Raw genomic sequence first — 20,508 nt, 5'->3', positions numbered from 1 at the left:
GCAGGACTTCGCGTCCTGTCGTCGGCTGCTGTGCGCCGACGGCACGCACCTGCACGGAGGTTCAACGGATGAACATCGATGTCGCCGACGTCGGATCGACCATGGCCGACTCTGATCCGTTCGCCGGCGGCGTGGACAGGATCGTCCTGCCCGAAGCGACCGGCGCCCTGCGCGCCGACCTGGATCGCGGCGTCGCGATCGCGTGGAGCGAGCCGCTGAGCATCCGCACGTACGAGGCCGCCGAGCCGAGCATCCACCCCCTGTATCTCGACCACCGCGTCTATCAGGGGTCCAGCGGCAAGGTGTATCCGATCCCGTTCACCGAGCAGATCGCCGACGAGGGCGTCGTGCGCGAGTGGCAGGCGATCCACCTCGAGAACGAGTTCGTGCGGCTGGTGGTGCTCCCCGAACTCGGCGGGCGCATCCACATCGGCTACGACAAGACGACCGGCTACGACTTCTTCTACCGGAACAACGTCATCAAGCCGGCGCTGGTCGGCCTTGCCGGCCCGTGGATCAGCGGGGGTGTCGAGTTCAACTGGCCGCAGCACCATCGCCCCGGCACGTACCTGCCCGTGGAGACCACGATCGAGAACAGCGATGACGGGTCGGTGACGGTCTGGTGCCATGATCACGATCCGTTCACCCGGATGTCGGCGCAGCACGGCATCCGCCTACGCGCGGGGAGTTCGGTCGTCGAGCTCGTCGTGCGACTGCACAACCGCACGAGTGAGCGTCAGACGTTCCTGTGGTGGGCGAACGTCGCCGCGCGCGTGCATGACGACTATCAGTCGTTCTTCCCGGAAGACGTCCGGTACGTCGCCGATCATGCCCGCCGCGCGCTCACCGCTTTCCCCGAGGCCGATCGCCCGTACTACGGCGTGGACTACCCGGCGCTCGCGGCCGAGAACGAAGGCGCCGACCGCATCGACTTCTATCGGAACATCCCGGTGCCGACGTCGTACATGATCGTCGACTCGCAGCAGGACTTCTTCGGCGGCTACGACCACGCCGCGGGCGCCGGTTTCGTGCACTGGGCCGAACGTCGCCTGGCCCCGGGAAAGAAGCAGTGGACGTGGGGCGACGCTCCTTTCGGTCACGCATGGGACGACCAGCTCACCGACGGCGACGGCCCGTACGTCGAGCTCATGGCGGGGGTCTACACCGACAACCAGCCCGACTTCGCGTGGCTACTGCCGGGCGAGACGAAGGTGTTCTCGCAGTACTGGTACCCGATCCCGGCGATCGGCGCCGCGCACCAGGCGACGACGGATGCTGCCGTGCACGTCGAGCGCGGCGAGCGGGTGTCGGCGAACTTCGCGGTCACGAGCCGCTGGCATGGGGTCACGCTGCGGATCCTCGACGGTGGTGTCGTCGTGGCGAGCGCCTCGGCCGACCTGGTTCCCGGCGTCCCCGTGACTCTCGAATCGGATGCTGCGCCATCGGACGCGATCACCGCGGAGCTGCTCGACGCCGATGGTCGCGTGCTCGTGCGGTGGACCCCGACGGATGCTGCGGACGAAGAGCCCTGGGTCGCCGAGGAGCCGCCGCTGCCGGACGAGATCGACAGCGTCGAGGAGCTGTACCTCACGGGGCTCCACCTGCAGCAGAACCGGCATCCCACGCGGTCGCCGCTGCCGTACTGGCGGGCCGCCCTCACCCGCGACGCGGGCGATGCGCGGACGAACCTCGCGCTCGCGGATCGGGCGTACCGAGCCGGTCGCTTCGACACGGCCCTCGTCCACGCGGAGACAGCGATCGCGCGACTGACGCGCCGCAACGCCAATCCGACCGACACCGAGGCCTACTACCTGGCCGGGCTCATCCTCGCCCGCCTCGGGCGCGAGACCGAGGCGCAGCGGATGTTCGGCAAGGCGGGATGGGACGGCACCTGGGCAGCGGCATCCGGTGTGGAGCTCGTCCGTTCGCTCCTGCGTACCGGGCAGCTTCGTGCGGCGACGAGGGTGCTCGACACGCTCGATGGTGTGGTCGGGAACGATACCCGCCGGAGCGCCCTGCGTGCCCTGATCCTGCGTGCGGGCAGTGACGAAGCTGCGGGCGTCGCGATCGCACGGGAGGCGCTCGTCGCCGATCCGCTGGACGCGACGCTCCGGATGCTGGCGGGCCGAGAGGTCACCGACGACGCCGGCATCCTGCTCGACGTCGCTCTCGATCTGAAGCGGGCCGGCGCGACCGACGACGCACTGCGGGTCCTCGAGACTGTCATCGCGGCACCGGTTCGCCGCTCGGGCAACGTGCGTCCGCTCGCCTGCTACCTGGTTGCCGAGATCCACCAGGGCCGCGGAGACCTGGACGCCGCAGCGCTCGCGCGCTCTCAGGCTCGGGAAGCCGAGCAGCGGTGGGCGTTCCCCGCCGGCCTCGACGCCCTGCACGCGTTGGAGAGCACCGTGCGCGCAGAGCCCGACGACGCGGTCGCTCTCTCTCTGCTCGGCATGCTGCTGTACGGCCACGGCCGCCGACGCGACGCGACGACCGCGTGGAACCGCGCGATCGAGGCCGGCCGCGAAGATCCCGTGCTGTTCCGCAACGCCGCGCTCGCCGCGTACAACGTCGAGCATGACGAGCAGAGAGCGTGGCGGCTGTACGAGCGGGCTGTCGAGGCGGCGCCGACGGATGCGCGCATCCGCTACGAGCAGGACCAGCTCGCCGCACGACTCGGGCACGGCAGCGCGCGGCGTCTCGCCGCGCTGCGCCCCGTGGAAGACCTCGTGCTCACGCGCGACGACTTCGCCATCGCCTACACGCGGCTCCTCGTCGCGGAGGGTGCCGCCGCCGAGGCGCACCGCATCCTGCTCACCCGTCCGTTCCACCCGTGGGAGGGCGGCGAGGGCCAGGCGATCGCGACATGGGACCTCACGCTCGACGCGCTGGGGCTGCCGCGCACCGACCCGCCGTCCACCCTCGGAGAGGCGCGCGCGGCCTACGTGGCGCCGGTCGCCGTGCGGGAGGACGGAGTGACCGACTACTTCGCCACGAGCCTGCCGGAGCTGCTGCTGTTCAACCAGGTCGGTGAAGACGACGCGGGTGACGGCGGCTGACGTGCCGGTCCCGCTCTCGGGTGCCCCCTACGTCCTGCGCTCCGGGCCGTACGAGGCGCACATCGCGAGCGTCGGGGCGACCCTTCGTTCTCTGCAGTATGAGGGGGCCGACCTCGTCGTGCCGTTCGCCGTGGACGAGATCCGTCCGTCGATGCGGGGAGCGCTGCTCGCCCCCTGGCCGAACCGGCTCGCAGACGGGGAGTACGAGTTCGGCGGGGAGATCCATCGGCTCCTACAGAACGAGCCCGAGACGGGGAACGCCGCGCACGGGCTCATCGCCTGGACGGACATCTCGGTTGCTGTGGAGACGCCAGACCGGGTGGTGCTCACCGGTGTGATCGCGCCGCAGCCCGGGTATCCGTGGCGGGTGCGCATCGACGCCGAGTTCCGCCTCAGCCCCGACGGACTTCGGCAGGAGATCACCGCGACGAACGAGTGCACGGCTCCGGCCCCGATCGGTCTCGGCGGGCATCCGTACCTCGTCGTCGGGAATCCCCGTGAGCGCGGCATCGACGACCTGACGCTCGAAGTGGATGCCGACCAGATCCTGCTCGTCTCCGAGGAGCGGATGCTGCCCGAGCGCAGCGTGCCCGTGTCGGATGCCGCCGTTCGAGGTCGGGACTTCCGACAGCCGCGGCGCATCGGCGCCACGGAGGTCAACAACGCCTACACGGAGCTCGCTCGGCGCGGCGGACTCGCGCGGGCCCGCCTCCTGGCCGACGACGGTACCGGGGTCGAGGTCGTCTGGGACGAACGCTGCCCCTGGGTGCAGGTCTACACGAGCGACCACGGCGCGGGCGACGGGTTCCGCTGCGGCGTCGCGATCGAGCCGATGACCTGCCCGCCCGACGCGTTCAACTCGAAGCGCGACCTGCTCGTCGTCCCGCCCGGCGGATCGGTCGGCGCCGGGTGGGTCATCCGCCGCGTCGGGCCCTGAGTCAGCCTTTGTGCAGCGCGCGATACCCCGTCGGGTTGAGTCCGTGCAGCCGCCGGAAGTGCCGCGAGAAGTAGAGCGGATCCGCGTAGCCCACGGCCGCGGCGATCTCGCGCACCGACAGCGACGTCGTGTCGAGCAGGTTCCGGGCGTGCGTCATCCGCAGTGACGTGTGGAACGCGGCGGGCCCGCTGCCGGTCGCCTCGCGGAACAGCGCGCTCAGGTGCGAGGGCGACATGCCGACGAGTGCGGCGAGCTCACTGACCTGGATATTGCCGTCGACGCGCGCCTCGAGATACCGCATGGCCCGTTCGAGCGCAGAGCCCTCATTGGGGAGGATGCTGTCGGCCGCGATCCGGGTGAGCAGGTTCCAGGCGACGCCCGAGGCCAGGAGGAGCTGCGGAGGTGAGAGCCGTCGCTCGAGCGTGGTGACGAGTTCGTCGAAGAGCGCCACGACCCGGTCCATTGAGCGGAGCCTCGTGACCGGGCTCTGCCGCCCGAGTGTCTGCACCGCGAGCTCCGCGGCATCCGTCCCTCGTACATGCAGCCACCAGATGGTCCACGGGTCGTCCTCCGACGCCTCGTAGGAATGCGGCGCCCCGGCGGCGATCGCGATCGAACCGGATGCCGTGAGCACATGGGCCTCCCCGGCGATGGTCACGGTGCCGCGGCCGGCGACGCAGAGCAGCACCACCGTCTCGGCGCAGCCGCGCGGACGTACCCGGCGGTGACCTCGCGCGGTGGGGAAGTAGCCGGCGTCGGTCACGAGGAGGCGGCGAGTCCCGGCGGCACCCAGCGCCGTCTCGACCTGCGGTCTCGGCAGCACGCACAGGCGCTGATGCTCGAACCCCTCCATGCGGTAGTGAGGTTCGAGCTCGATAGGCGAGTCGTCCATGATGCATCCCGAATTCCTGTGGTCCTCGACGGCGTTGTCGCGAGGGTGGTGCTGTCAGGGTAGCCGCGTTCCGGTCGTCACCGCGAGATGGTCGGATCGACGAATCGAGAATGGTGCCAGAGAAAAGTCCATGTGATCCGTTTGATCGTCCTCCAGCGTCGCGGCGTCGGCGATGTACGTTCGATCTGTTCCACACAGCATCCGGTCACCACGACCGGCCATCGCACGAAGACGAAGGAGTCTCAATGTTCGCCACACGCAGCCGCCTCTGGGCGCGAACTGCCGCGGGCGGGGTCGCCGTCCTGGCTCTCGCCGCGCTCACCGCCTGTACCTCCGGCATGGAATCGAGTGAGCCGGCAGGCGGCGGCGACAAGGGCGCCTCCGACGGCCCGCTCACGATCGCACTGATCCAGAAGCAGGGCGACCAGCAGTACTTCATCGACGAGGCCGACGGCGCGAAGGAGGCCGCGAAGGCCGACGGCGACGTCACCATCAATGTCGTCGACGTCAGCACCGACTCGAACAAGGCCATCTCCGAGGTCGAGGCCGCCATCGCGCAGGGCGTCGACGCGATCATCATCGTCGTGCCCGACACGCAGATCGGCCCGCAGGTGATCCAGCTCGCCGCCGACGCCGGCATCCCGATCATGGCCGCCGACGACCCGATCGTCGACGCCAAGGGCGAGGCCGCGGCCTTCACCGGCTTCGACGGCACGTCCATGGGTGAGAAGGTCGGCGCGGAAGCCGCGCGCCTCTTCGAGGAAGCCGGATGGGATGCTGCCGACACGCGCATCCTCTCCGCCTACAAGCAGGACCAGCCGAACTGCGTCGAGCGAGTCGACGGCGCTGTCGCCGCGTTCTCCGAGGCGATTCCCGACGGCCCCGAGGTCATCGAGGTCGGAACCGACAACTCGGCCACCGACGCGCAGGACAAGGCGGGCGCCATCATCACCGCCAACGCCGGCGTGAAGCACTGGGTCGTCTGGGGCTGCAACGACGAGAACGAGACCGGCGTCGTGACGGCGCTGCAGAACTCGGGCGTCGCGCCCGCCGACATCGTAGGCGTCGGCCTCGGCGCCTACCTCACCTGCAAGGACTGGAACGCGGGCCAGGAGACGGGCAACAAGTCGGCCCTCTTCATCTCCGGCGTCGAGGTCGGCAAGGCCGCCGTCACCTCGATGGTCGACCTGCTGCGCAACGGCACGGAGCTGCCGCCGAAGACGGTCGCCAACACCGAGATCGTCGACGCGACCAACTGGGAGGACAAGGGCGTCGTCTGCACCTGACGCTATCGGGGGACGGCCGCGGACGCGGCCGTCCCCACCTCTGTCCCCGATCGCACATCGACACCACATCATGAGAGGCACGCATGACTGAGCAGGCCGTCGCCCTCCGGGCGCACGCGATCACGAAGTCGTTCGGTCCCGTCCACGCTCTCCGCGGCGTGGACCTCGAGCTCCGCGCCGGCGAGGTCACCGCCCTCATGGGAGAGAACGGCGCAGGCAAGTCCACGCTGCTGAAGATCCTCGGCGGCGACTACCGTCCCGACGGGGGCGAGCTGCAGCTGGGCGGTACGGCGGTCGACTTCACCGGTCCCGCCGATGCCCGCGACGCGGGGCTGCGCGTGATCGCTCAAGAGCCGGAGATCGTGCCCTGGGTATCGGTCGCGGAGAACATCTACATCGGCGCGCTCGGCCCGGTGGCATTCCGTCGCGGCCAGCTCGAGAAGACCGCCACCGAAGAGCTGCGGCGCTGGGGCTTCGACCGGGTCATCGATGCCCGCACCCTCGGCGCCGACCTCTCACCGGCGCAGCGGCAGATCGTCGAGATCATGCGCGCCGTGATCGCCCGGCCGAAGGTCATCTGCTTCGACGAGCCCACGTCGTCCCTGGGCGACGAAGAGGTGACGCTGCTGTTCGCGCTGATCCGTCAGCTGCAGAAGGACGGCGTCGCGATCGGCTACGTGTCGCACCGCATGGGAGAGATCTTCCAGCTCGCCGACCGCATCACCGTGCTGCGCGACGGCGCCTACGTCGGCACGAAGGCGGTGGGGGAGACCGATCACGACGAGCTCGTGCGCATGATGGTCGGCCGCGACCTCACCCAGTTCTTTCATCGCGAGCCCGCCGCGCTCGGCGACGTCGTGCTCGAGCTCGACCACGTGTCGAACGACATCGTGCAGGACATCTCGCTCACTGTCCGTGCCGGCGAGGTGGTCGGCGTCGCCGGTCTCGTCGGTGCCGGCCGGAGCGAGCTCATGAAGACCATCGCCGGCGATCTGCTGGTCACCGACGGCGAGATCCGCGTCCACGGGACCGCGCGTCGATTCCGGAGCCCTCGCGACAGCATCCAGGCCGGTATCGGGTTCGCCCCGGAGGAGCGGAAGGCCGAGGCGCTGCTGCTCGATCGCAGCGTCCGCGACAACACCGCCCTCGCCGTGCTCCGCTCTCTGTCGCGGTGGATCTTCGTGAAGGATGCCGCGGAGTCGGCGCTCGCACAGAACTACATCGAGTCCCTGCGCATCCGCACGCCGAGCCCGGAACAGCTGGTCGGGCGGCTCTCCGGCGGCAACCAGCAGAAGGTCGTGCTGTCGCGGTGGCTCGCCACCACGCCGAAGCTCCTGCTGCTGGACGAGCCCACCCGCGGGATCGACGTCGGCGCCAAGGCGGAGATCTACGCGATCATCGACCGCCTGGCGCACGAGGGTGTCGCGGTCATCGTGGTCTCCAGCGAACTTCCCGAGGTGCTCGGCGTCTCGGACCGCATCTATGTCATGGCCCACGGCCGCATCACGGGAGAGCTCCCGCGTGCCGAGGCAACCGAAGAGAGCATTCTCGCGCTCGCGATGGACGAGGAGGTCGCCGCATGAGCGACAACAGTGTGAAGACCGCGCCGGTCGGAGCGGCTGCGCCGCCCCGGGGCGCCTCGCCCGTCTCGCGGCTGATCAGCGGAGTCGGGGCGCAGAACATCTCGCTCATCATCGCGATCGTGCTCGTGGTGGCCGTGATCGGATTCCAGAACCCGCTGTTCTTCAGCGTCGGCAACCTCAAGGTCATCGGCACCGCGATCGCGATCATGGGCCTCTTGGCCGTGGTCCAGACCATCGTGATCATCCTCGGTGCGCTCGACATCTCGGTCGGATCGATCGCCGGACTCACGTCGGTGACATCCGCGATGCTGTTCACCGCGGCCGGGCCCGCCGTCGGCGTCGTCGGTGCGATCGGGATCGGAGTGCTCTGCGGTCTGGTCAACGGCTGCATCATCGTCTTCGGGCGGGTGAACCCGGTCATCGCGACGCTGGCCACGCTCGCGGCGTTCAAGGGCGTCGCGCAGCTGATCTCCGACGGGCGTGCGCAGGGCTACACCGGTGCCGACCCGTTCTTCGTCTTCCTCGCCCGCGGCGGTATCGGCGGCATCCCGACGCTCATCCTGGTGCTCCTGGTGGTGGCGCTGCTCGCTCACATCGTGCTGCGATACACGACCTGGGGCCGCAACATCTACGCGGTCGGCGGCAACAACATCGCCTCGCGGCTCGCCGGCATCAACATCAACCGCTACATCATCGGCGTCTACATGGTGACCGGAGCCATCGCGGCGATCGCGGGGATCCTGATCACCGCCCGCACCGGTTCCGGACAGCCGATCTCCGGCTCTGAGGGGCTGGAGCTGCAGGCGATCACGGCGGCGGCGCTGGGTGGTGCGGCACTCAAGGGCGGGAAGGGGACGATCTCCGGAACGATCCTCGCGGTGATCCTGCTCGGCGTGCTGACCAACGGCATGACGATCCTCGGGGTCAACTCGTTCTGGCAGAACGTCGCCCAGGGGGCGCTGCTCGTGATCGCGGTGGTCATCCAGCAGCTGCGGTCCGGGGAGCGCCGCATCGGCATCCCCGGCTGATTCGCGTGGCTCGTCACGACCGTGCGGTCGGTCGCCGGGAGTTCACCGGGTCGATCGCTTAGCCTGGAGCCATGCCTCGCCACTCCGCCGCCGTGTATCGTCGCCGGCGGCTGGTGCTCCTGATCGGACTCATCCTTCTGGTCGCCCTCATCGGGGTCTCGGCCTGGCTCCTGATCGCGCGGCCGTGGGCGAGCGCCGGCACGGGGCCGGCACCCAGCAGTTCCGCCACGGCCTCGGAGACTCCGTCGGCGTCTCCCGACCCGGATGCGGAGACGCCGTCACCCTCCTCGACGCCGTCCGGAGAGGCGACCCCGGCGATCGTGGCATGCGCGGCGAAGGACATCGAGGTGTCGGCCGTCTCCGACTCGGACTCCTACGCGTCCGGCGTCACGCCGAAGCTGTCGATCTCGCTCACGAACAAGGGCAAGAAGGACTGCACGATGGACGTGGGGTCGACCACTCAGGTGTTCACCGTCTCGAGCGGATCCGACGTGTGGTGGCGCTCGACGGACTGCCAGGAGAATCCGAGCAGCATGATCGCGACGCTCGCCGCGGGCACCACGGTCACCAGCAAGGAGCCGGTGACCTGGGACCGTACGCGCTCGAGCGTCGAGACCTGCGACCAGGAGAACCGTCAGCGTGCCCCAGGCGGAGGCGCGTCGTACCACGTCGAGGTCACGATCGGCGGCTTCAAGAGCCTCACGACCAAGCAGATTCTGCTGTACTGACCCGCCTCGCGCCACGGAGGCGTCTCGGACTTCGTCGCGAAACGCAGCGAACACTTCGGAAAGCTCCGCTGGCACCGATTTCCCTGTTCGGAATACATCGATGTCAGAGGATTCGTGTACTGGGTGCAGACAGCTGTAGTTCTTTGGGATACCATTGAGTGACTCTCCGCACTAGCGGCACATGCCATCCCCAGTGGCGTCGAACTACAGCGTCCCCAGCGCTTCGACATCGCCGTTCGAGAGTCGGAGGGCCCTCTCGAGTACCCCAGTCCCCAATGTGGGACTCGAGAGGGCCCCAATCTTTTCCCCGCCGGTTTCGCTTTCAGCGGGATGCCGCACTCTGCGCCGCGCCCGTGAATAGGCTGGAGACATGGCAGCGAAGAAGGCGAAGGCCGCGAAGAACAAGCCCGCACCCGAGGACTTCCGATCGGAAGCGCTGGCGTTGGCTCTCGAGAAGCAGGACGTCGCGGCCGTCGCTCTGGCACTGCGGCACGGCACGACTGTCGTCCCGTTGATCAAGCCGGGCGCGCGGGACAACCCGCTCGACAGCGGCGAGGTGTGGACCTACCGCGACCCGAACACGGGCGACCTGGCTCTGCTGCTCTTCAGCGACGCGAAGCACAAGCCGGCGAACCTGCCGCCGGGCGTGGGTATCTTCACGGCGGACTGGTTGCGAAAGTTCCTCGCCGCGCATCCGATCACCACGGTATTCCTCGACATCGCCGGTCCCCACCCGATGCAGGCCGAACCGGCGGAGCTGTTGAAGGCGCTCGACGCGTAGCCCGTCGACACGCTCAGGGACCGGATGGTGTGCGGGCCGGTCAGAACGGCGGGATGTCGCGCTGCTCGCGAGGTGAGCGGTCGCGAGCCTTGATGTCTCTCAGCGCTCCGACGAGCGTCTTCGAGCGATCGTCGACGACCTGCTCGTAGCCGAGGCGTGCGGCTTCCGATCGGCGCTGCGCGGCCTGGGTGACGGGGCGGATCTCTCCGGCCAGGCTCAGTTCGCCCACCGCCGCGACCGTGCGGGGCACCGATGTGCGCTTCACGGACCCCGCCACGGCGATCGCGATCGCGAGGTCGGCGGCCGGCTCGGTGAAACGCACGCCGCCGACGGTCGACACGTAGACGTCGAGGTTGCTCGTCTTGACGTCGGCTCGTCGCTCGAGGATGGCCAGCACCATCGCCACGCGTGACGAGTCGACACCGTGCACGATGCGCCGGGGGTTCGGGGCGGATGACGGCACGGTGAGCGCCTGCACCTCGACGGGCAGTGCGCGACGCCCCTCGAGCGAGATCGCGACGCAGGTGCCTTCGGCCGTGGCGCCCTGTGACAGGAAGAGACCTGACGGGTCTGGCACCTCGGAGATGCCCGCCCCGGTCATCTCGAAGCAGCCCACCTCGTCGGTCGGGCCGAAGCGGTTCTTGAGCGCGCGGATGAAGCGCAGCGAGGTCTCGCGGTCGCCCTCGAAGTGGCAGACGACGTCGACCAGGTGCTCGAGCACGCGGGGACCGGCGACCTGGCCGTCTTTCGTCACGTGGCCGACGATGATGATCGGCAGGCCGCGGTCTTTCGCGACCCGGATGAGAGCGGATGCGACCTCGCGCACCTGGCTCGGCTGACCGGCGGCCCCGTCGATGAGCGACGACGACACCGTCTGCACCGAGTCGACGATCACGAGCTGCGGCTGCACCTCGTCGATGTGACCGAGGATGGTCGCCAGGTCGGTCTCGCTCGCGAGGTACAGCTCGTCGTGCAGGGCACCGGTGCGCTCGGCACGCAGTCGCACCTGCGCCGGTGACTCCTCGGCGCTCGCGTAGAGCACCCGTCGTCCGGCTCGCGCCGCCTGCGCGGCGACCTCGAGCAGCAGCGTCGACTTGCCGACGCCGGGCTCTCCGCTGAGCAGGATGGCGGCCCCGGGGACGATGCCGCCGCCGAGCACCCGGTCGAATTCGCCGACGCCGCTGGTGCGGCGCGGGGCGTCTTCGGTGGTGATCTGCGTGATCGGCCGGGCGGCGCGCTCGGTGGTCGGTGCGAGGGCGGTGATCCGGCGCAGGATGCCGGTCGGTGCCGCCTGCTCCTGCACGGTTCCCCACTGCTGGCACTCGCCGCAGCGCCCCACCCACTTCGCCGTCGTCCACCCGCACTCCGTGCAGACGTACGCGGGAGGAGCGGGTTTCCGGGTGGCCATGCGTCCAGGCTATCGCCGGGATCGGACATCCCTATCGGCCAGGGCATTATTCACGGCCGAACGGCTCGATCAGCCGAGAACCCGCTGGGATGATGGAGTCATGCGCAACGGCGGGCCCGTCTGCGGGCCGATCTCGACCTACTCGCGGGTGCAGCTCCTGCACCTGCTCTTCGAGGCCGGTCGCGGGCAGATCCGGTCCGAGCTCACCATCGGGGAGCTGTGCGAGGCCACCGGTCTCCACGCGAACACCGTGCGCGAGCACCTGCAGCGCCTCATCGAGGGCGGCTACGTCATCCCGACCATCGAGCACCGCACCACCCGCGGTCGACCCCGCACCCTTTATCGTGCCGCGACCGGTGCCCCCGGCGCCTCCAGCCCGGTCGCCCGCGACAAGGCGAAGGCCGCCGCGCGCCGTGGAGATCTCATGCGTCGGATGCTGCCCTCGGCAGCATCCGCTCTGGGTCGCGAGGCGACGTACCAGTTGGACGCCCTCGTCGAGCATCTCGAGGAGAGCGGCTTCGAGCCCGTCGTCGACGACGTGCGCCTCACGGTCGATCTGAGTCCCTGCCCGCACGCCGCCGGAAGCCCGGACGACCGGCCGATGCTGTGCCAGGTGCACCTGGGTCTCATGCAGGGCGTGCTGACCGAAGCCGGCGGACCGCTGGCCGCCGAGTGCGTACAGGCGGCCGCCGACCCCGCAGAGTGCACGGTGCGATTGACCGACAGAACAGGACTCACGCATGGAATGGCTTGATCCGCTCATCCTCTCCCGCTGGCAGTTCGGGCTGACGACCGTCTACCACTACCTGTTCGTGCCCCTCACGATCGGCATGGCTCTGGTCGCCGCGATCTTCCAGACCGCATGGGTGCGCACCGCCAAGGTGCAGTACCTGCACCTGACGCGCTTCTTCGGCAAGATCTTCCTCATCAACTTCGCCATGGGCGTCGTCACCGGCATCGTGCAGGAGTTCCAGTTCGGCATGAACTGGTCGGACTACTCCCGATTCGTCGGCGACGTGTTCGGCGCCCCGCTCGCGTTCGAGGGACTGCTCGCCTTCTTCTTCGAGGCGACCTTCATCGGCCTGTGGATCTTCGGATGGGACAAGCTCCCGCAGAAGCTGCACCTCGCCACGATCTGGTGCGTCTCGATCGGCAGCATCCTGTCGGCGTACTTCATCATCGCGGCCAACGCGTTCATGCAGAACCCGGTGGGGTACGTCTACAACCCCGTGACGAACCGTGCCGAGCTCACCGACTTCTGGGCGCTGCTGACGAATCCCGTCTCGCTCGCCGCGTTCCCGCACACGATCTTCGGCGCACTCATGTTCGCCGCCGGTGTCGTCATCTCGGTCTCCGCGTGGCACCTCGCCCGCGGTCAGCACTTCGACACGATGCGCATCTCGCTGAAGTTCGGTCTGTGGGCGATGATCTTCTCCACCGCGGGCGTCGTGCTCACGGGAGACCAGCTCGGGCTCGCGATGTACGCCGCGCAGCCGATGAAGATGGCGGCGGCCGAAGCCACCTTCAACACGGTCTGCGGCCCCGACGCCTCCTTCAGTCTCTTCACGCTCGGTACGCCGGACGGCAGCTCCGAGCTGTTCTCGATCCGCGTGCCGTACCTGCTGTCGCTGCTGTCGACGCACACGCTCGACGCCTGCGTGCACGGCATCAACGATCTCAACGCCGAGTACTCGCAGACCTTCGCCGACACTGGCATGACGGAGTTCGCCCCGATCCTGTGGGTCACCTACTGGGCGTTCCGCTGGATGATCGGCCTCGGCATGGCCGCCGGCCTCGTCGCCGTGATCGGACTCTGGCTCACCCGCAAGAGCGCGAAGAAGGAACCGGCGCCGTGGATGTGGAAGCTCGCGATCTGGTCGTTCCCGCTGGCGCTCGTCGCCAACATCATGGGCTGGGTCTTCACCGAGATGGGCAGGCAGCCCTGGATCGTGTTCGGGCTGATGACCACGCAGGACGGCGTCTCGCCCGGTGTCTCCGGCCTCGAGGTGCTGATCTCGCTCATCGCCTTCACCGCCATCTACGCCGCGCTCGCCGTGGTAGAGATCCGTCTCATCATCCGGGCCGCGCAGAAGGGCCCGGACACCGAAGAGCAACCTCACGATGAGACGGCTCAGCTGCCGTCGGTCGTCTACTGAGAGGGAGGAGCATCATGGATCTCGCAACGCTCTGGTTCTGGCTCGTCGGCTTCTTCTTCGTCGGCTACTTCGTGCTCGACGGGTTCGACTTCGGCGTGGGCATGTCGCTGCCGTTCCTCGGTCGCAACGATGTGTCGCGCCGGCAGGTGATCAACACGATCGGGCCGATCTGGGACCTCAACGAGACCTGGGTCATCGTCGCCGGGGCGGTGCTCTTCGCATCCTTCCCGGAGTGGTACGCGACGCTGTTCAGCGGGTTCTACCTTCCGCTGCTGCTGATCCTGCTCGCTCTCATCCTGCGCGGGGTCTCGTTCGAGTACCGGCATCAGCGCGAGAGCGCGGCGTGGAAGCGCGGCTTCGACCGGATGATCGTGATCGGCTCGGCCGTCCCCGCGTTCCTCTGGGGCGTCGCCTTCGGCAACATCGTGCAGGGTGTCGCCCTGAACGCAGACCATGTCTACGTCGGCGGATTCTTCGCGCTGCTGAACCCGTATTCGCTTCTCGTCGGCCTGACGACCCTGCTGGTGTTCTTCCTGCACGGGGTGCTGTTCGTGGCGCTGAAGACCGACGGCCAGGTGCACGACGACGCTCGACGCCTGGTGAAGTTCGCCGCGGTGCCGACGATTCTGGTGGCGGCGGGTACTGTGCTCTGGACGATCGGCATCGCGTCGGGACGGGAAGCGCCGCTGCTGTCGATGGTGGTCGTGACCGGTGCGCTCGCCGCCGTCTCGCTGATCGCCGCGGTGTTGTTCTCGCTGCGCGGGCGCGACGGCCGGGCCTTCGCGGCGGGCGCTGCGACCGTGCTGTTCGCGGTCGTCATGCTCTTCTTCGCGCTGTTCCCGTTCGTGATGCCCTCGACGATCGACCCGGCGTACAGCCTCACGATCGCGAACGCCTCGAGCACGCCGTATACGCTGCAGATCATGAGCTGGACCGCGCTGATCGCCCTGCCGCTGGTCATCGCGTACCAGAGCTGGACGTACTGGATCTTCCGCAAGCGCGTCACGCGCTCGTCGATCGAGGCGGCGCCGGCACACGCATGAAACCTGTCGACCCGCGGCTGCTGCGCTACGCCGGTGCCGCGCGAGGGTTCCTCGCGGCATCCGCGCTGATCGGTGTGGTGCAGACCGTGGTGACGATCGCGTTCGCCTGGCTGCTGACGGATGCCGTCACCGGGGCGCTCGCCGGGCGGGATGTGACGTCGTCCTTGCTGTTGCTGCTGGCGGCGGCTCTGCTGCGCGGCATCCTGATCGCGGCGTCGGATGCGGCGGGCACCCGCACGGCGGCGAAGACCGGGATGCAGCTGCGCGAGGCACTCATCGCCGCGGTGGGCCGACTCGGACCAGGGTGGCTCGCGCAGCGGAATCAGACCGCGCTCGCGGTGACCGCGGGGCACGGGCTCGAGGCTCTCGACGCCTACTTCGCCCGGTACATCCCGCAGCTCGTGCTCACGGTGATCGCGACGCCCGTGCTCGTCGCGGTGATGTGGTGGCAGGACTGGCCGAGCGGGCTCACCGCGGTCATCACGCTGCCGCTGATCCCGCTGTTCCTGATCCTGATCGGCATCGCGACGCGGACGGTGCAGAAGAAGCAATGGCAGACGCTGCAGCAACTGGCGGCGCGCTTCGCCGACACGGTACAGGGGCTCTCGACCCTGCGGCTGTTCGGTCGGGAGCAGCGGGCGGCCGACCGGATCGAGACGACCGCGGACGAGTACCGCCGCGAGACGATGAAGGTGCTGCGGTTCTCGTTCCTGTCGGGCTTCGCGATGGAGCTGCTGGCCTCGCTCGCGGTCGCTCTGATCGCGGTGGCCGTCGGGTTCCGGCTGCTGTCCGGCGATCTCTCGCTCGAAGTCGGGCTGTTCGTGCTGCTGCTCGCGCCGGAGGCCTTCCTGCCGATCCGCCAGGTGGGGGTGCAGTTCCACGCGGCGGCGGAGGGGGTTGCGGCGACGGAGGACGTGTTCGACGTGCTGGATGAGGCCGGGGCTCGTGACGGCGTCACTTTGCAGGTCCAGATCACGGATGCAGGTCGAAACGCCGTGGAAACTGCCTGCATCCGTGATCTCGACCTGCAGACCGCCGGCGGGGCGCGCCGGGCGACTGCGACGCTCGTCGTGGCGGGTCTTCGCGTGCGCGACCTCTCGCCCGTCTCCTTCACCGCCGAACCGGGCACGATCACCCTGATCGAGGGGCCGAGCGGCTCCGGGAAGTCGAGCCTGCTCGCCGCCTTGCGAGGCGCCGCCGAGTTCGAGGGAACAGCCGAGTTCGCGGGCCACGACCTTCGCCGCCTCTCGCCCGCAGCCTGGTTGGCCTGGGCGGGGCAGAAGCCGGGCCTGCTGCGCGGCACGGTCGGCGAGAACGTGGCCCTCGGGGATCCGGAGCCCGATGCCGACGGCATCCGCTCGGCTCTGGACACTGCGTGCGCGGACACGATCGACGCGGAGCGGATGCTCGGGGTGCAGGGCAGCGGGCTGTCGGGCGGGCAGGCGCAGCGCGTCGCCGTCGCCCGCGCACTGTACCGGCACGCGACCGCTCCCGACCGTGTGCTCGCCCTCGACGAGCCGTCGAGCGCCCTCGACCCGGAGACGGAGGACCGCCTCTGGCGTTCCCTCCGGGAGCGGGCGGATGCCGGGGCGACGATCCTGCTCGTCTCGCACCGCCGCTCGGCGCGGGAGATCGCGGATCAGGTCGTGGCGCTGGGGGTGGACGCATGACCTCTCTCACCCGCGCGGAGCGCGTGCGCGGCATCCTCCGTCTGGCGCAGCCGCCGGCCGGGCGCTTCCTCCCCGGGCTCATCTGGGGTGTGCTCTCGGCCGCCGCCGCGGTGAGCCTGCTCGCGGTCAGCGGCTGGCTCATCGTGAGTGCGTCGATCGTCGACTCGCTCGTGCCGCTGTCGATCGCGGTCGTCGGGGTGCGGTTCTTCGCGGTCTCCCGCGCGGTGACCCGGTACCTGGAGCGGCTGAGCGGACACGACGCGGCGCTCCGGCAGCTCGCGAGAACGCGCTCCGACATGGTGCATCGTCTCATCCCGCTGTCTCCGGCGGGACTCGGCTCGACCGATCGGGGGCGTGTGCTGGCTGCCCTCGTGGACGATGTCGAGAACCTGCAGAATCTTCCGCTCCGCGTGGTGCAGCCGCTCGCCGTCGCCGCCCTGGTGGCCCTCGGGGCGGTCGGGTTCCTCGCGTTCGTGTCGCCGATCGCGGCCCTCACTCTCGCCGTCTGTCTGTTCGTCGCCGCGGCGGCATCCATCGGTCTGGGGTGGGTCTTCGGCTCGCGAGCCGAGGCTTTCGTCTCGGTTCGCAGGGCAGATCTGTCGTCGGCTCTCGTCGACTACTTCGGCAGCCTCGACGTGCTCCTCGCCTACGGGGCCGAGGAGCAGGCGCGCGCACGGGTGCGCGAAGCGGATGCCGCGCTCCGCAGGCTTGTCGCCCGGGCATCGCTCGCCCAGGCCATCGCGGCGGGCGCGGTGTCGGCGGTCGCCGGAGCCGCGTCGGTCTGGGCTCTCGCCGCGGTGGCTCCGGGGCTCCCGACCGGCGCGATCGACGGGCCCTGGATGGCGGTCGCCGTGCTCGTGCCGATGGTGGTGTTCGAGATCTTCGGCGCGGTGCCGATCGCCGCGGCATCCTGGCGGAGCGTGCGGGCGAGCGCAGAGCGCATCGTCGACGTGCTGCCGGAGCGGATGCCGGCAGAGCTGCGGAGCGACGACGGCGAGGATCCCGTGATCACCGGCACGCCCGCCCTGCGTCTCCGCGGCGTCCGGGCGCAGTGGCCGGGCGGCGCAGCGGCGCTGAACGGGGTCGACCTCGATCTGCGACCCGGTGAGCGAGTGCTCGTGGCGGGACCGAGCGGCGCGGGGAAGAGCTCGCTCGCCGCCGTGCTCGTGGGATTCCTCCGGGCCGAGGGGGAGTACCGCGTGGGGGATGAGGATGCTGCGGCGATGTCGGGCCCTGCCCTGCGACGCACGATCGGACTCTGCGAGCAGAGCCCTCAGCTGTTCGACGAGGACATCCGGCAGAACCTGCTGTTCGCGCGCGACACCGCGACCGATGACGACCTCCGCGAGGTGCTCGACCGTGTCGGGCTGGGGGAGTGGGTGCGCGAGCGCGGCGGCCTCGATGCCCGGGTTGGCGACCGTGGTGCGCTGGTCTCGGGCGGGCAGGCGCAGCGCATCGCCCTCGCTCGCGCGCTGCTGCGCGGCTTCCCGGTCTTGGTGCTCGACGAGCCGACCGCGGGCGTCGACCCCGAAGCATCCGACGCCCTGCTGCGCGATCTGCTCGGCGCGGCCGGCGACCAATCGGTGCTGCTGATCTCGCATGTCGCGCCGCCGCCGGGAACGGTCGACCGCGTGGTGCGGCTCGAGGACGGCCGCACCTGCTGAAGACCCATCCCGGCCCGGCATCCGGTCAGGAGGCAGCGAGCTCCTCCTGCAGCGCCTGCAGCTGCGCGCTGATCGCGGCACGGAGCGCGTCGTGTGCCGCAGAGAGCGCGGTGGACGGGGCGCTCCAGTTCGCCGGGTCGTACAGCCAGACGGGTTTGCCGATGAGTTCGGCGGGCTCCCAGTCGTACCGGGGCCAGAGGTGCGCATGGATGTAGGCATCCGTGTTGCCGAGGATCTCGATGTTCATGCGACGGAATCCGGCGTCTGCCGATCGGCAGGCGCGCTCGACCGCCGTGGCGAGAAGATCGACATCCGAGAGGAAGGCGAGCCGCTCCTCGCGGGGCAGTTCCGACAGCGCAGTGGCCGAGGGATCGCGGCTGAGCAGCAAGCTGTAACCAGGCAGGAACTGGATGTCTCCGATGACGGCGTAGCCCGAGGGGAGGCTCGCCAGCACCGTCGGATTCTCGCCTCGCGCCGCCGAGCCGATCCTGTCCTCGCGCCAGTCCATGCCCTCGACCGTATCCGACGTTCGCGACGCGCTCAGCCGTACAGCGGCGTCGGCGGCTCCATCACGATGCCCTGCGCTTCGAAGGCGCGGCGGCGCTCCTCGATGCGGCGGTGCAGCTCGACCTGCGCGGCGTCCACGAACTGCGGATCCAGCTCCACGGTCGCCGGTCGGGGGTCGCCGTGGTTCGCGGTGATGTAGGCGTCGAGCTCAGGGCCGCTCGTCCATGACGTGATGAGCGCATAGCGCGGAGATGAGCCCCGGTGCCACACCGCGTGCCAGAAGCGCTGGGTATCGACGATGAGCCGCGACCCCGCACGCAGCGGCAGCCGGATCTCGGTCGCAGGGTCGAACCGGTCGGAACGCAGGATCAGCATCGACTCGGTGTCGTCGGAGAGGTTGAAGAATCCGCGCACGACCCAGCCGGTGCCCTCGTCGTTGAGGCGGTTGTTGTCGTCCTGGTGCAGGTTGTAGATCGCGTCGGCGTACTCGTTGGGCTGCAACTCGATGACCCGGCAGCGTCCGATGCCGGCGCCCGGCTCGAGAGCCTGGCGCTGCAGGGTCGGCGCGGTCGCGACCTGCGCGGCGACCCAGACGCCGTCCTTGTCGGTGCGCGGCGGGGTGTGGTTCCAGAAGCCGTTGCAGTCGACGTCACCGGCGTAGCTCGTGAGCGGGGCGAATCGGGTGACGCCCGAGGATCGCCAGCGCACGTACTCGAGATCGAGCCACTCCGACGGATCGACGGCAACGCTCTGATCGTCGAGGACGACGTAGCCGGTGTCGGCCAGTGCTTCGGACGTGATGAAGCCCATGGTGCGCATCCTTCCCTCGGGGTGCTTAGGCCATCCTAACTCGGAGGCTGTCGTCGCCGTCAGGGCGGTGCGCCGGACAAAACCAGAGAAGCGACTCGCGGATTCGCGCGCCGGGCCCGTCTCGCGTAAGCTATTCCGCGGTGACGTGTCCGAGCGGCCGAAGGTGCAACTCTCGAAAAGTTGTGTAGGGTAACCCCCTACCGTGGGTTCAAATCCCACCGTCACCGCCACCACGAAGGCCCCGAATCCCCTGGAAACACTGGGATGCGGGGCCTTCGTCATGTCTGGGTCGTCGGCAGCGGTAACGCAGCGGTAACGACGTGCCTGCTGTTAGTGGATATCGACGTGGTCGATCTGGAAGTAGCTGCCTCCGGTCTTCTTCAGTTCCAGCGTGTGCGAGCCGGAGGTCAGTCCGGTCACCGAATAGGTCGCCACGCGGGCCTGGTAGCCACTCGCGCTGTGGGCCGTGAAGGTGCCGGGCTGGGTCACGCCGTCGAGCTTTACCGTGAAGGTCCCGTAGGCCGAATTCGTCGGCATGTAGACCCGCGCCGATGTACCCGTGAACGTGACCGTTGCGGTGTCGTTGTTGGTCGTCGTGTACTTCACATCCGCTTTCCAGTCGCTGCCAGTTCGTCCGCTGCTCGTGTTCCACGCTCCGGCGTACGAAATCGATCCGCTGTCGTTGTTCAGACGTGTGCAACCCGCGCCGCAATCATCGACCTGAACGGAGTCGACCTGAAGATAGGCGCCTCCGGTCTTGGTGATCGTCATGGTGGGCGGCAACAGCGATGCGAGCGCACCTCGCGAATGGCATCGGTCGCATCCGTGCGGCGATCCCGCATTGACTGTGGGATCGACGAGTGACGCGATTCCGCTCGGGCCCACCCGTTTCGTGTTCCTTCGCGTCGGGATTTCTCCTGACGACCTCGCAGAGCCGAGGATGGCCATGATCGGGT

At 69.1% G+C, this 20,508-nt stretch carries 17 protein-coding genes and 1 tRNA gene; 13 read left to right on the top strand and 5 right to left on the bottom strand.

Annotation, left to right across the window (positions count from 1 at the left end):
- Window positions 1-68: 68 nt before the first annotated feature.
- Window positions 69-3,059, top strand: a complete 2,991-nt coding sequence (locus V5D55_RS02780) for a DUF5107 domain-containing protein (protein ID WP_435747434.1) — start codon at window positions 69-71, stop codon at window positions 3,057-3,059.
- Window positions 3,046-3,996 (top strand): aldose 1-epimerase family protein, encoded by a 951-nt coding sequence (locus V5D55_RS02775; RefSeq protein WP_435747432.1) that lies wholly within the window; start codon window positions 3,046-3,048, stop codon window positions 3,994-3,996. The genes V5D55_RS02780 and V5D55_RS02775 overlap by 14 nt, the downstream gene beginning before the upstream one ends.
- Window position 3,997: 1 nt before the next feature.
- Here the strand turns inward: V5D55_RS02775 and V5D55_RS02770 are convergent, their stop codons facing one another.
- Window positions 3,998-4,888: a helix-turn-helix domain-containing protein gene (locus V5D55_RS02770; protein WP_435747430.1), complete on the bottom strand. Its 891-nt coding sequence runs from the start codon at window positions 4,886-4,888 to the stop codon at window positions 3,998-4,000.
- Between the two features lie 245 nt (window positions 4,889-5,133).
- Here V5D55_RS02770 and V5D55_RS02765 point away from each other — a divergent pair, with 245 nt between their 5' ends.
- The 5 genes from V5D55_RS02765 to V5D55_RS02745 all read left to right on the top strand — a co-directional run bounded on the left by V5D55_RS02765 (window position 5,134) and on the right by V5D55_RS02745 (window position 10,294).
- A complete protein-coding gene (locus V5D55_RS02765) occupies window positions 5,134-6,174 on the top strand; it encodes a substrate-binding domain-containing protein (RefSeq protein ID WP_435747428.1) in 1,041 nt (346 codons plus the stop codon).
- A gap of 83 nt (window positions 6,175-6,257) precedes the next feature.
- The gene (locus V5D55_RS02760) at window positions 6,258-7,757 is read left to right on the top strand and encodes a sugar ABC transporter ATP-binding protein (protein WP_435747426.1); all 1,500 of its coding nucleotides are present in this window, start codon (window positions 6,258-6,260) and stop codon (window positions 7,755-7,757) included.
- Window positions 7,754-8,785 carry an ABC transporter permease gene (locus V5D55_RS02755; protein ID WP_435747424.1) on the top strand — a complete coding sequence of 344 codons (1,032 nt, stop codon included), beginning with the start codon at window positions 7,754-7,756 and terminating at the stop codon, window positions 8,783-8,785. The genes V5D55_RS02760 and V5D55_RS02755 overlap by 4 nt, the downstream gene beginning before the upstream one ends.
- A gap of 71 nt (window positions 8,786-8,856) precedes the next feature.
- Complete coding sequence (locus V5D55_RS02750; protein ID WP_435747422.1) at window positions 8,857-9,513, top strand: hypothetical protein; 657 nt, start codon at window positions 8,857-8,859, stop codon at window positions 9,511-9,513.
- A gap of 370 nt (window positions 9,514-9,883) precedes the next feature.
- Window positions 9,884-10,294, top strand: coding sequence for a dehydrogenase (locus tag V5D55_RS02745; RefSeq protein ID WP_435747420.1), 411 nt, complete (start codon window positions 9,884-9,886; stop codon window positions 10,292-10,294).
- Window positions 10,295-10,334: 40 nt separating this feature from the next.
- Here the strand turns inward: V5D55_RS02745 and radA are convergent, their stop codons facing one another.
- Complete coding sequence (radA, locus tag V5D55_RS02740) at window positions 10,335-11,702, bottom strand: DNA repair protein RadA (protein WP_435747418.1); 1,368 nt, start codon at window positions 11,700-11,702, stop codon at window positions 10,335-10,337.
- A 100-nt stretch (window positions 11,703-11,802) separates the two neighbouring features.
- On the opposite strand from radA, the gene V5D55_RS02735 reads away from it, so the two are divergent.
- Genes V5D55_RS02735 through cydC form a run of 5 tightly spaced genes read left to right on the top strand, consistent with a single transcriptional unit; the run spans window position 11,803 to window position 18,235 of the window.
- Window positions 11,803-12,456, top strand: a complete 654-nt coding sequence (locus V5D55_RS02735; RefSeq protein ID WP_435747416.1) for a helix-turn-helix transcriptional regulator — start codon at window positions 11,803-11,805, stop codon at window positions 12,454-12,456.
- A complete protein-coding gene (locus tag V5D55_RS02730) occupies window positions 12,443-13,858 on the top strand; it encodes a cytochrome ubiquinol oxidase subunit I (RefSeq protein ID WP_435747414.1) in 1,416 nt (471 codons plus the stop codon). Before V5D55_RS02735 ends, V5D55_RS02730 begins: the two co-directional genes overlap by 14 nt.
- Before the next feature lie 14 nt (window positions 13,859-13,872).
- Window positions 13,873-14,901, top strand: a complete 1,029-nt coding sequence (cydB, locus tag V5D55_RS02725; RefSeq protein WP_435747412.1) for a cytochrome d ubiquinol oxidase subunit II — start codon at window positions 13,873-13,875, stop codon at window positions 14,899-14,901.
- Window positions 14,898-16,571 carry a thiol reductant ABC exporter subunit CydD gene (cydD, locus tag V5D55_RS02720; RefSeq protein WP_435747410.1) on the top strand — a complete coding sequence of 558 codons (1,674 nt, stop codon included), beginning with the start codon at window positions 14,898-14,900 and terminating at the stop codon, window positions 16,569-16,571. Before cydB ends, cydD begins: the two co-directional genes overlap by 4 nt.
- A complete protein-coding gene (gene cydC / locus V5D55_RS02715; RefSeq protein ID WP_435747408.1) occupies window positions 16,568-18,235 on the top strand; it encodes a thiol reductant ABC exporter subunit CydC in 1,668 nt (555 codons plus the stop codon). Before cydD ends, cydC begins: the two co-directional genes overlap by 4 nt.
- Before the next feature lie 25 nt (window positions 18,236-18,260).
- Here the strand turns inward: cydC and V5D55_RS02710 are convergent, their stop codons facing one another.
- Together V5D55_RS02710 and V5D55_RS02705 are read right to left on the bottom strand one after the other, a co-directional pair.
- Window positions 18,261-18,743, bottom strand: coding sequence for an HIT family protein (locus tag V5D55_RS02710; protein ID WP_435747406.1), 483 nt, complete (start codon window positions 18,741-18,743; stop codon window positions 18,261-18,263).
- 32 nt (window positions 18,744-18,775) lie between these two features.
- On the bottom strand, window positions 18,776-19,552 hold the full coding sequence (locus tag V5D55_RS02705) for a hypothetical protein (RefSeq protein WP_435747404.1): 777 nt from the start codon (window positions 19,550-19,552) through the stop codon (window positions 18,776-18,778).
- Window positions 19,553-19,691: 139 nt separating this feature from the next.
- Between V5D55_RS02705 and V5D55_RS02700 the strand changes: the two genes are divergently transcribed.
- A tRNA-Ser gene (locus V5D55_RS02700) sits at window positions 19,692-19,782 on the top strand.
- Window positions 19,783-19,882: 100 nt separating this feature from the next.
- Here the strand turns inward: V5D55_RS02700 and V5D55_RS02695 are convergent.
- Window positions 19,883-20,323: a hypothetical protein gene (locus V5D55_RS02695; RefSeq protein WP_435747402.1), complete on the bottom strand. Its 441-nt coding sequence runs from the start codon at window positions 20,321-20,323 to the stop codon at window positions 19,883-19,885.
- Window positions 20,324-20,508 lie beyond the last annotated feature (185 nt).

Source organism: Microbacterium sp. PMB16, from assembly GCF_051294855.1.
Classification (GTDB): domain Bacteria; phylum Actinomycetota; class Actinomycetes; order Actinomycetales; family Microbacteriaceae; genus Microbacterium.
The sequence above is the reverse complement of the archived record's forward strand: the minus strand, read 5'-3'. Positions and strand labels throughout refer to the sequence as shown.

Bases quoted from the DNA above. Each gene is read 5' to 3' on its own strand.
- V5D55_RS02765 (WP_435747428.1), top strand. From the start codon at position 5,134: ATGTTCGCCACACGCAGCCGCCTCTGGGCGCGAACTGCCGCGGGCGGG.
- V5D55_RS02705 (WP_435747404.1), bottom strand. From the start codon at position 19,552: ATGGGCTTCATCACGTCCGAAGCACTGGCCGACACCGGCTACGTCGTC.
- cydC (WP_435747408.1), top strand. From the start codon at position 16,568: ATGACCTCTCTCACCCGCGCGGAGCGCGTGCGCGGCATCCTCCGTCTG.
- V5D55_RS02770 (WP_435747430.1), bottom strand. From the start codon at position 4,888: ATGGACGACTCGCCTATCGAGCTCGAACCTCACTACCGCATGGAGGGG.
- V5D55_RS02760 (WP_435747426.1), top strand. From the start codon at position 6,258: ATGACTGAGCAGGCCGTCGCCCTCCGGGCGCACGCGATCACGAAGTCG.
- V5D55_RS02745 (WP_435747420.1), top strand. From the start codon at position 9,884: ATGGCAGCGAAGAAGGCGAAGGCCGCGAAGAACAAGCCCGCACCCGAG.
- cydB (WP_435747412.1), top strand. From the start codon at position 13,873: ATGGATCTCGCAACGCTCTGGTTCTGGCTCGTCGGCTTCTTCTTCGTC.
- V5D55_RS02695 (WP_435747402.1), bottom strand. From the start codon at position 20,323: ATGACGATCACCAAGACCGGAGGCGCCTATCTTCAGGTCGACTCCGTT.
- radA (WP_435747418.1), bottom strand. From the start codon at position 11,702: ATGGCCACCCGGAAACCCGCTCCTCCCGCGTACGTCTGCACGGAGTGC.
- V5D55_RS02710 (WP_435747406.1), bottom strand. From the start codon at position 18,743: ATGGACTGGCGCGAGGACAGGATCGGCTCGGCGGCGCGAGGCGAGAAT.
- V5D55_RS02730 (WP_435747414.1), top strand. From the start codon at position 12,443: ATGGAATGGCTTGATCCGCTCATCCTCTCCCGCTGGCAGTTCGGGCTG.
- V5D55_RS02780 (WP_435747434.1), top strand. From the start codon at position 69: ATGAACATCGATGTCGCCGACGTCGGATCGACCATGGCCGACTCTGAT.
- V5D55_RS02735 (WP_435747416.1), top strand. From the start codon at position 11,803: ATGCGCAACGGCGGGCCCGTCTGCGGGCCGATCTCGACCTACTCGCGG.
- V5D55_RS02755 (WP_435747424.1), top strand. From the start codon at position 7,754: ATGAGCGACAACAGTGTGAAGACCGCGCCGGTCGGAGCGGCTGCGCCG.
- cydD (WP_435747410.1), top strand. From the start codon at position 14,898: ATGAAACCTGTCGACCCGCGGCTGCTGCGCTACGCCGGTGCCGCGCGA.
- V5D55_RS02750 (WP_435747422.1), top strand. From the start codon at position 8,857: ATGCCTCGCCACTCCGCCGCCGTGTATCGTCGCCGGCGGCTGGTGCTC.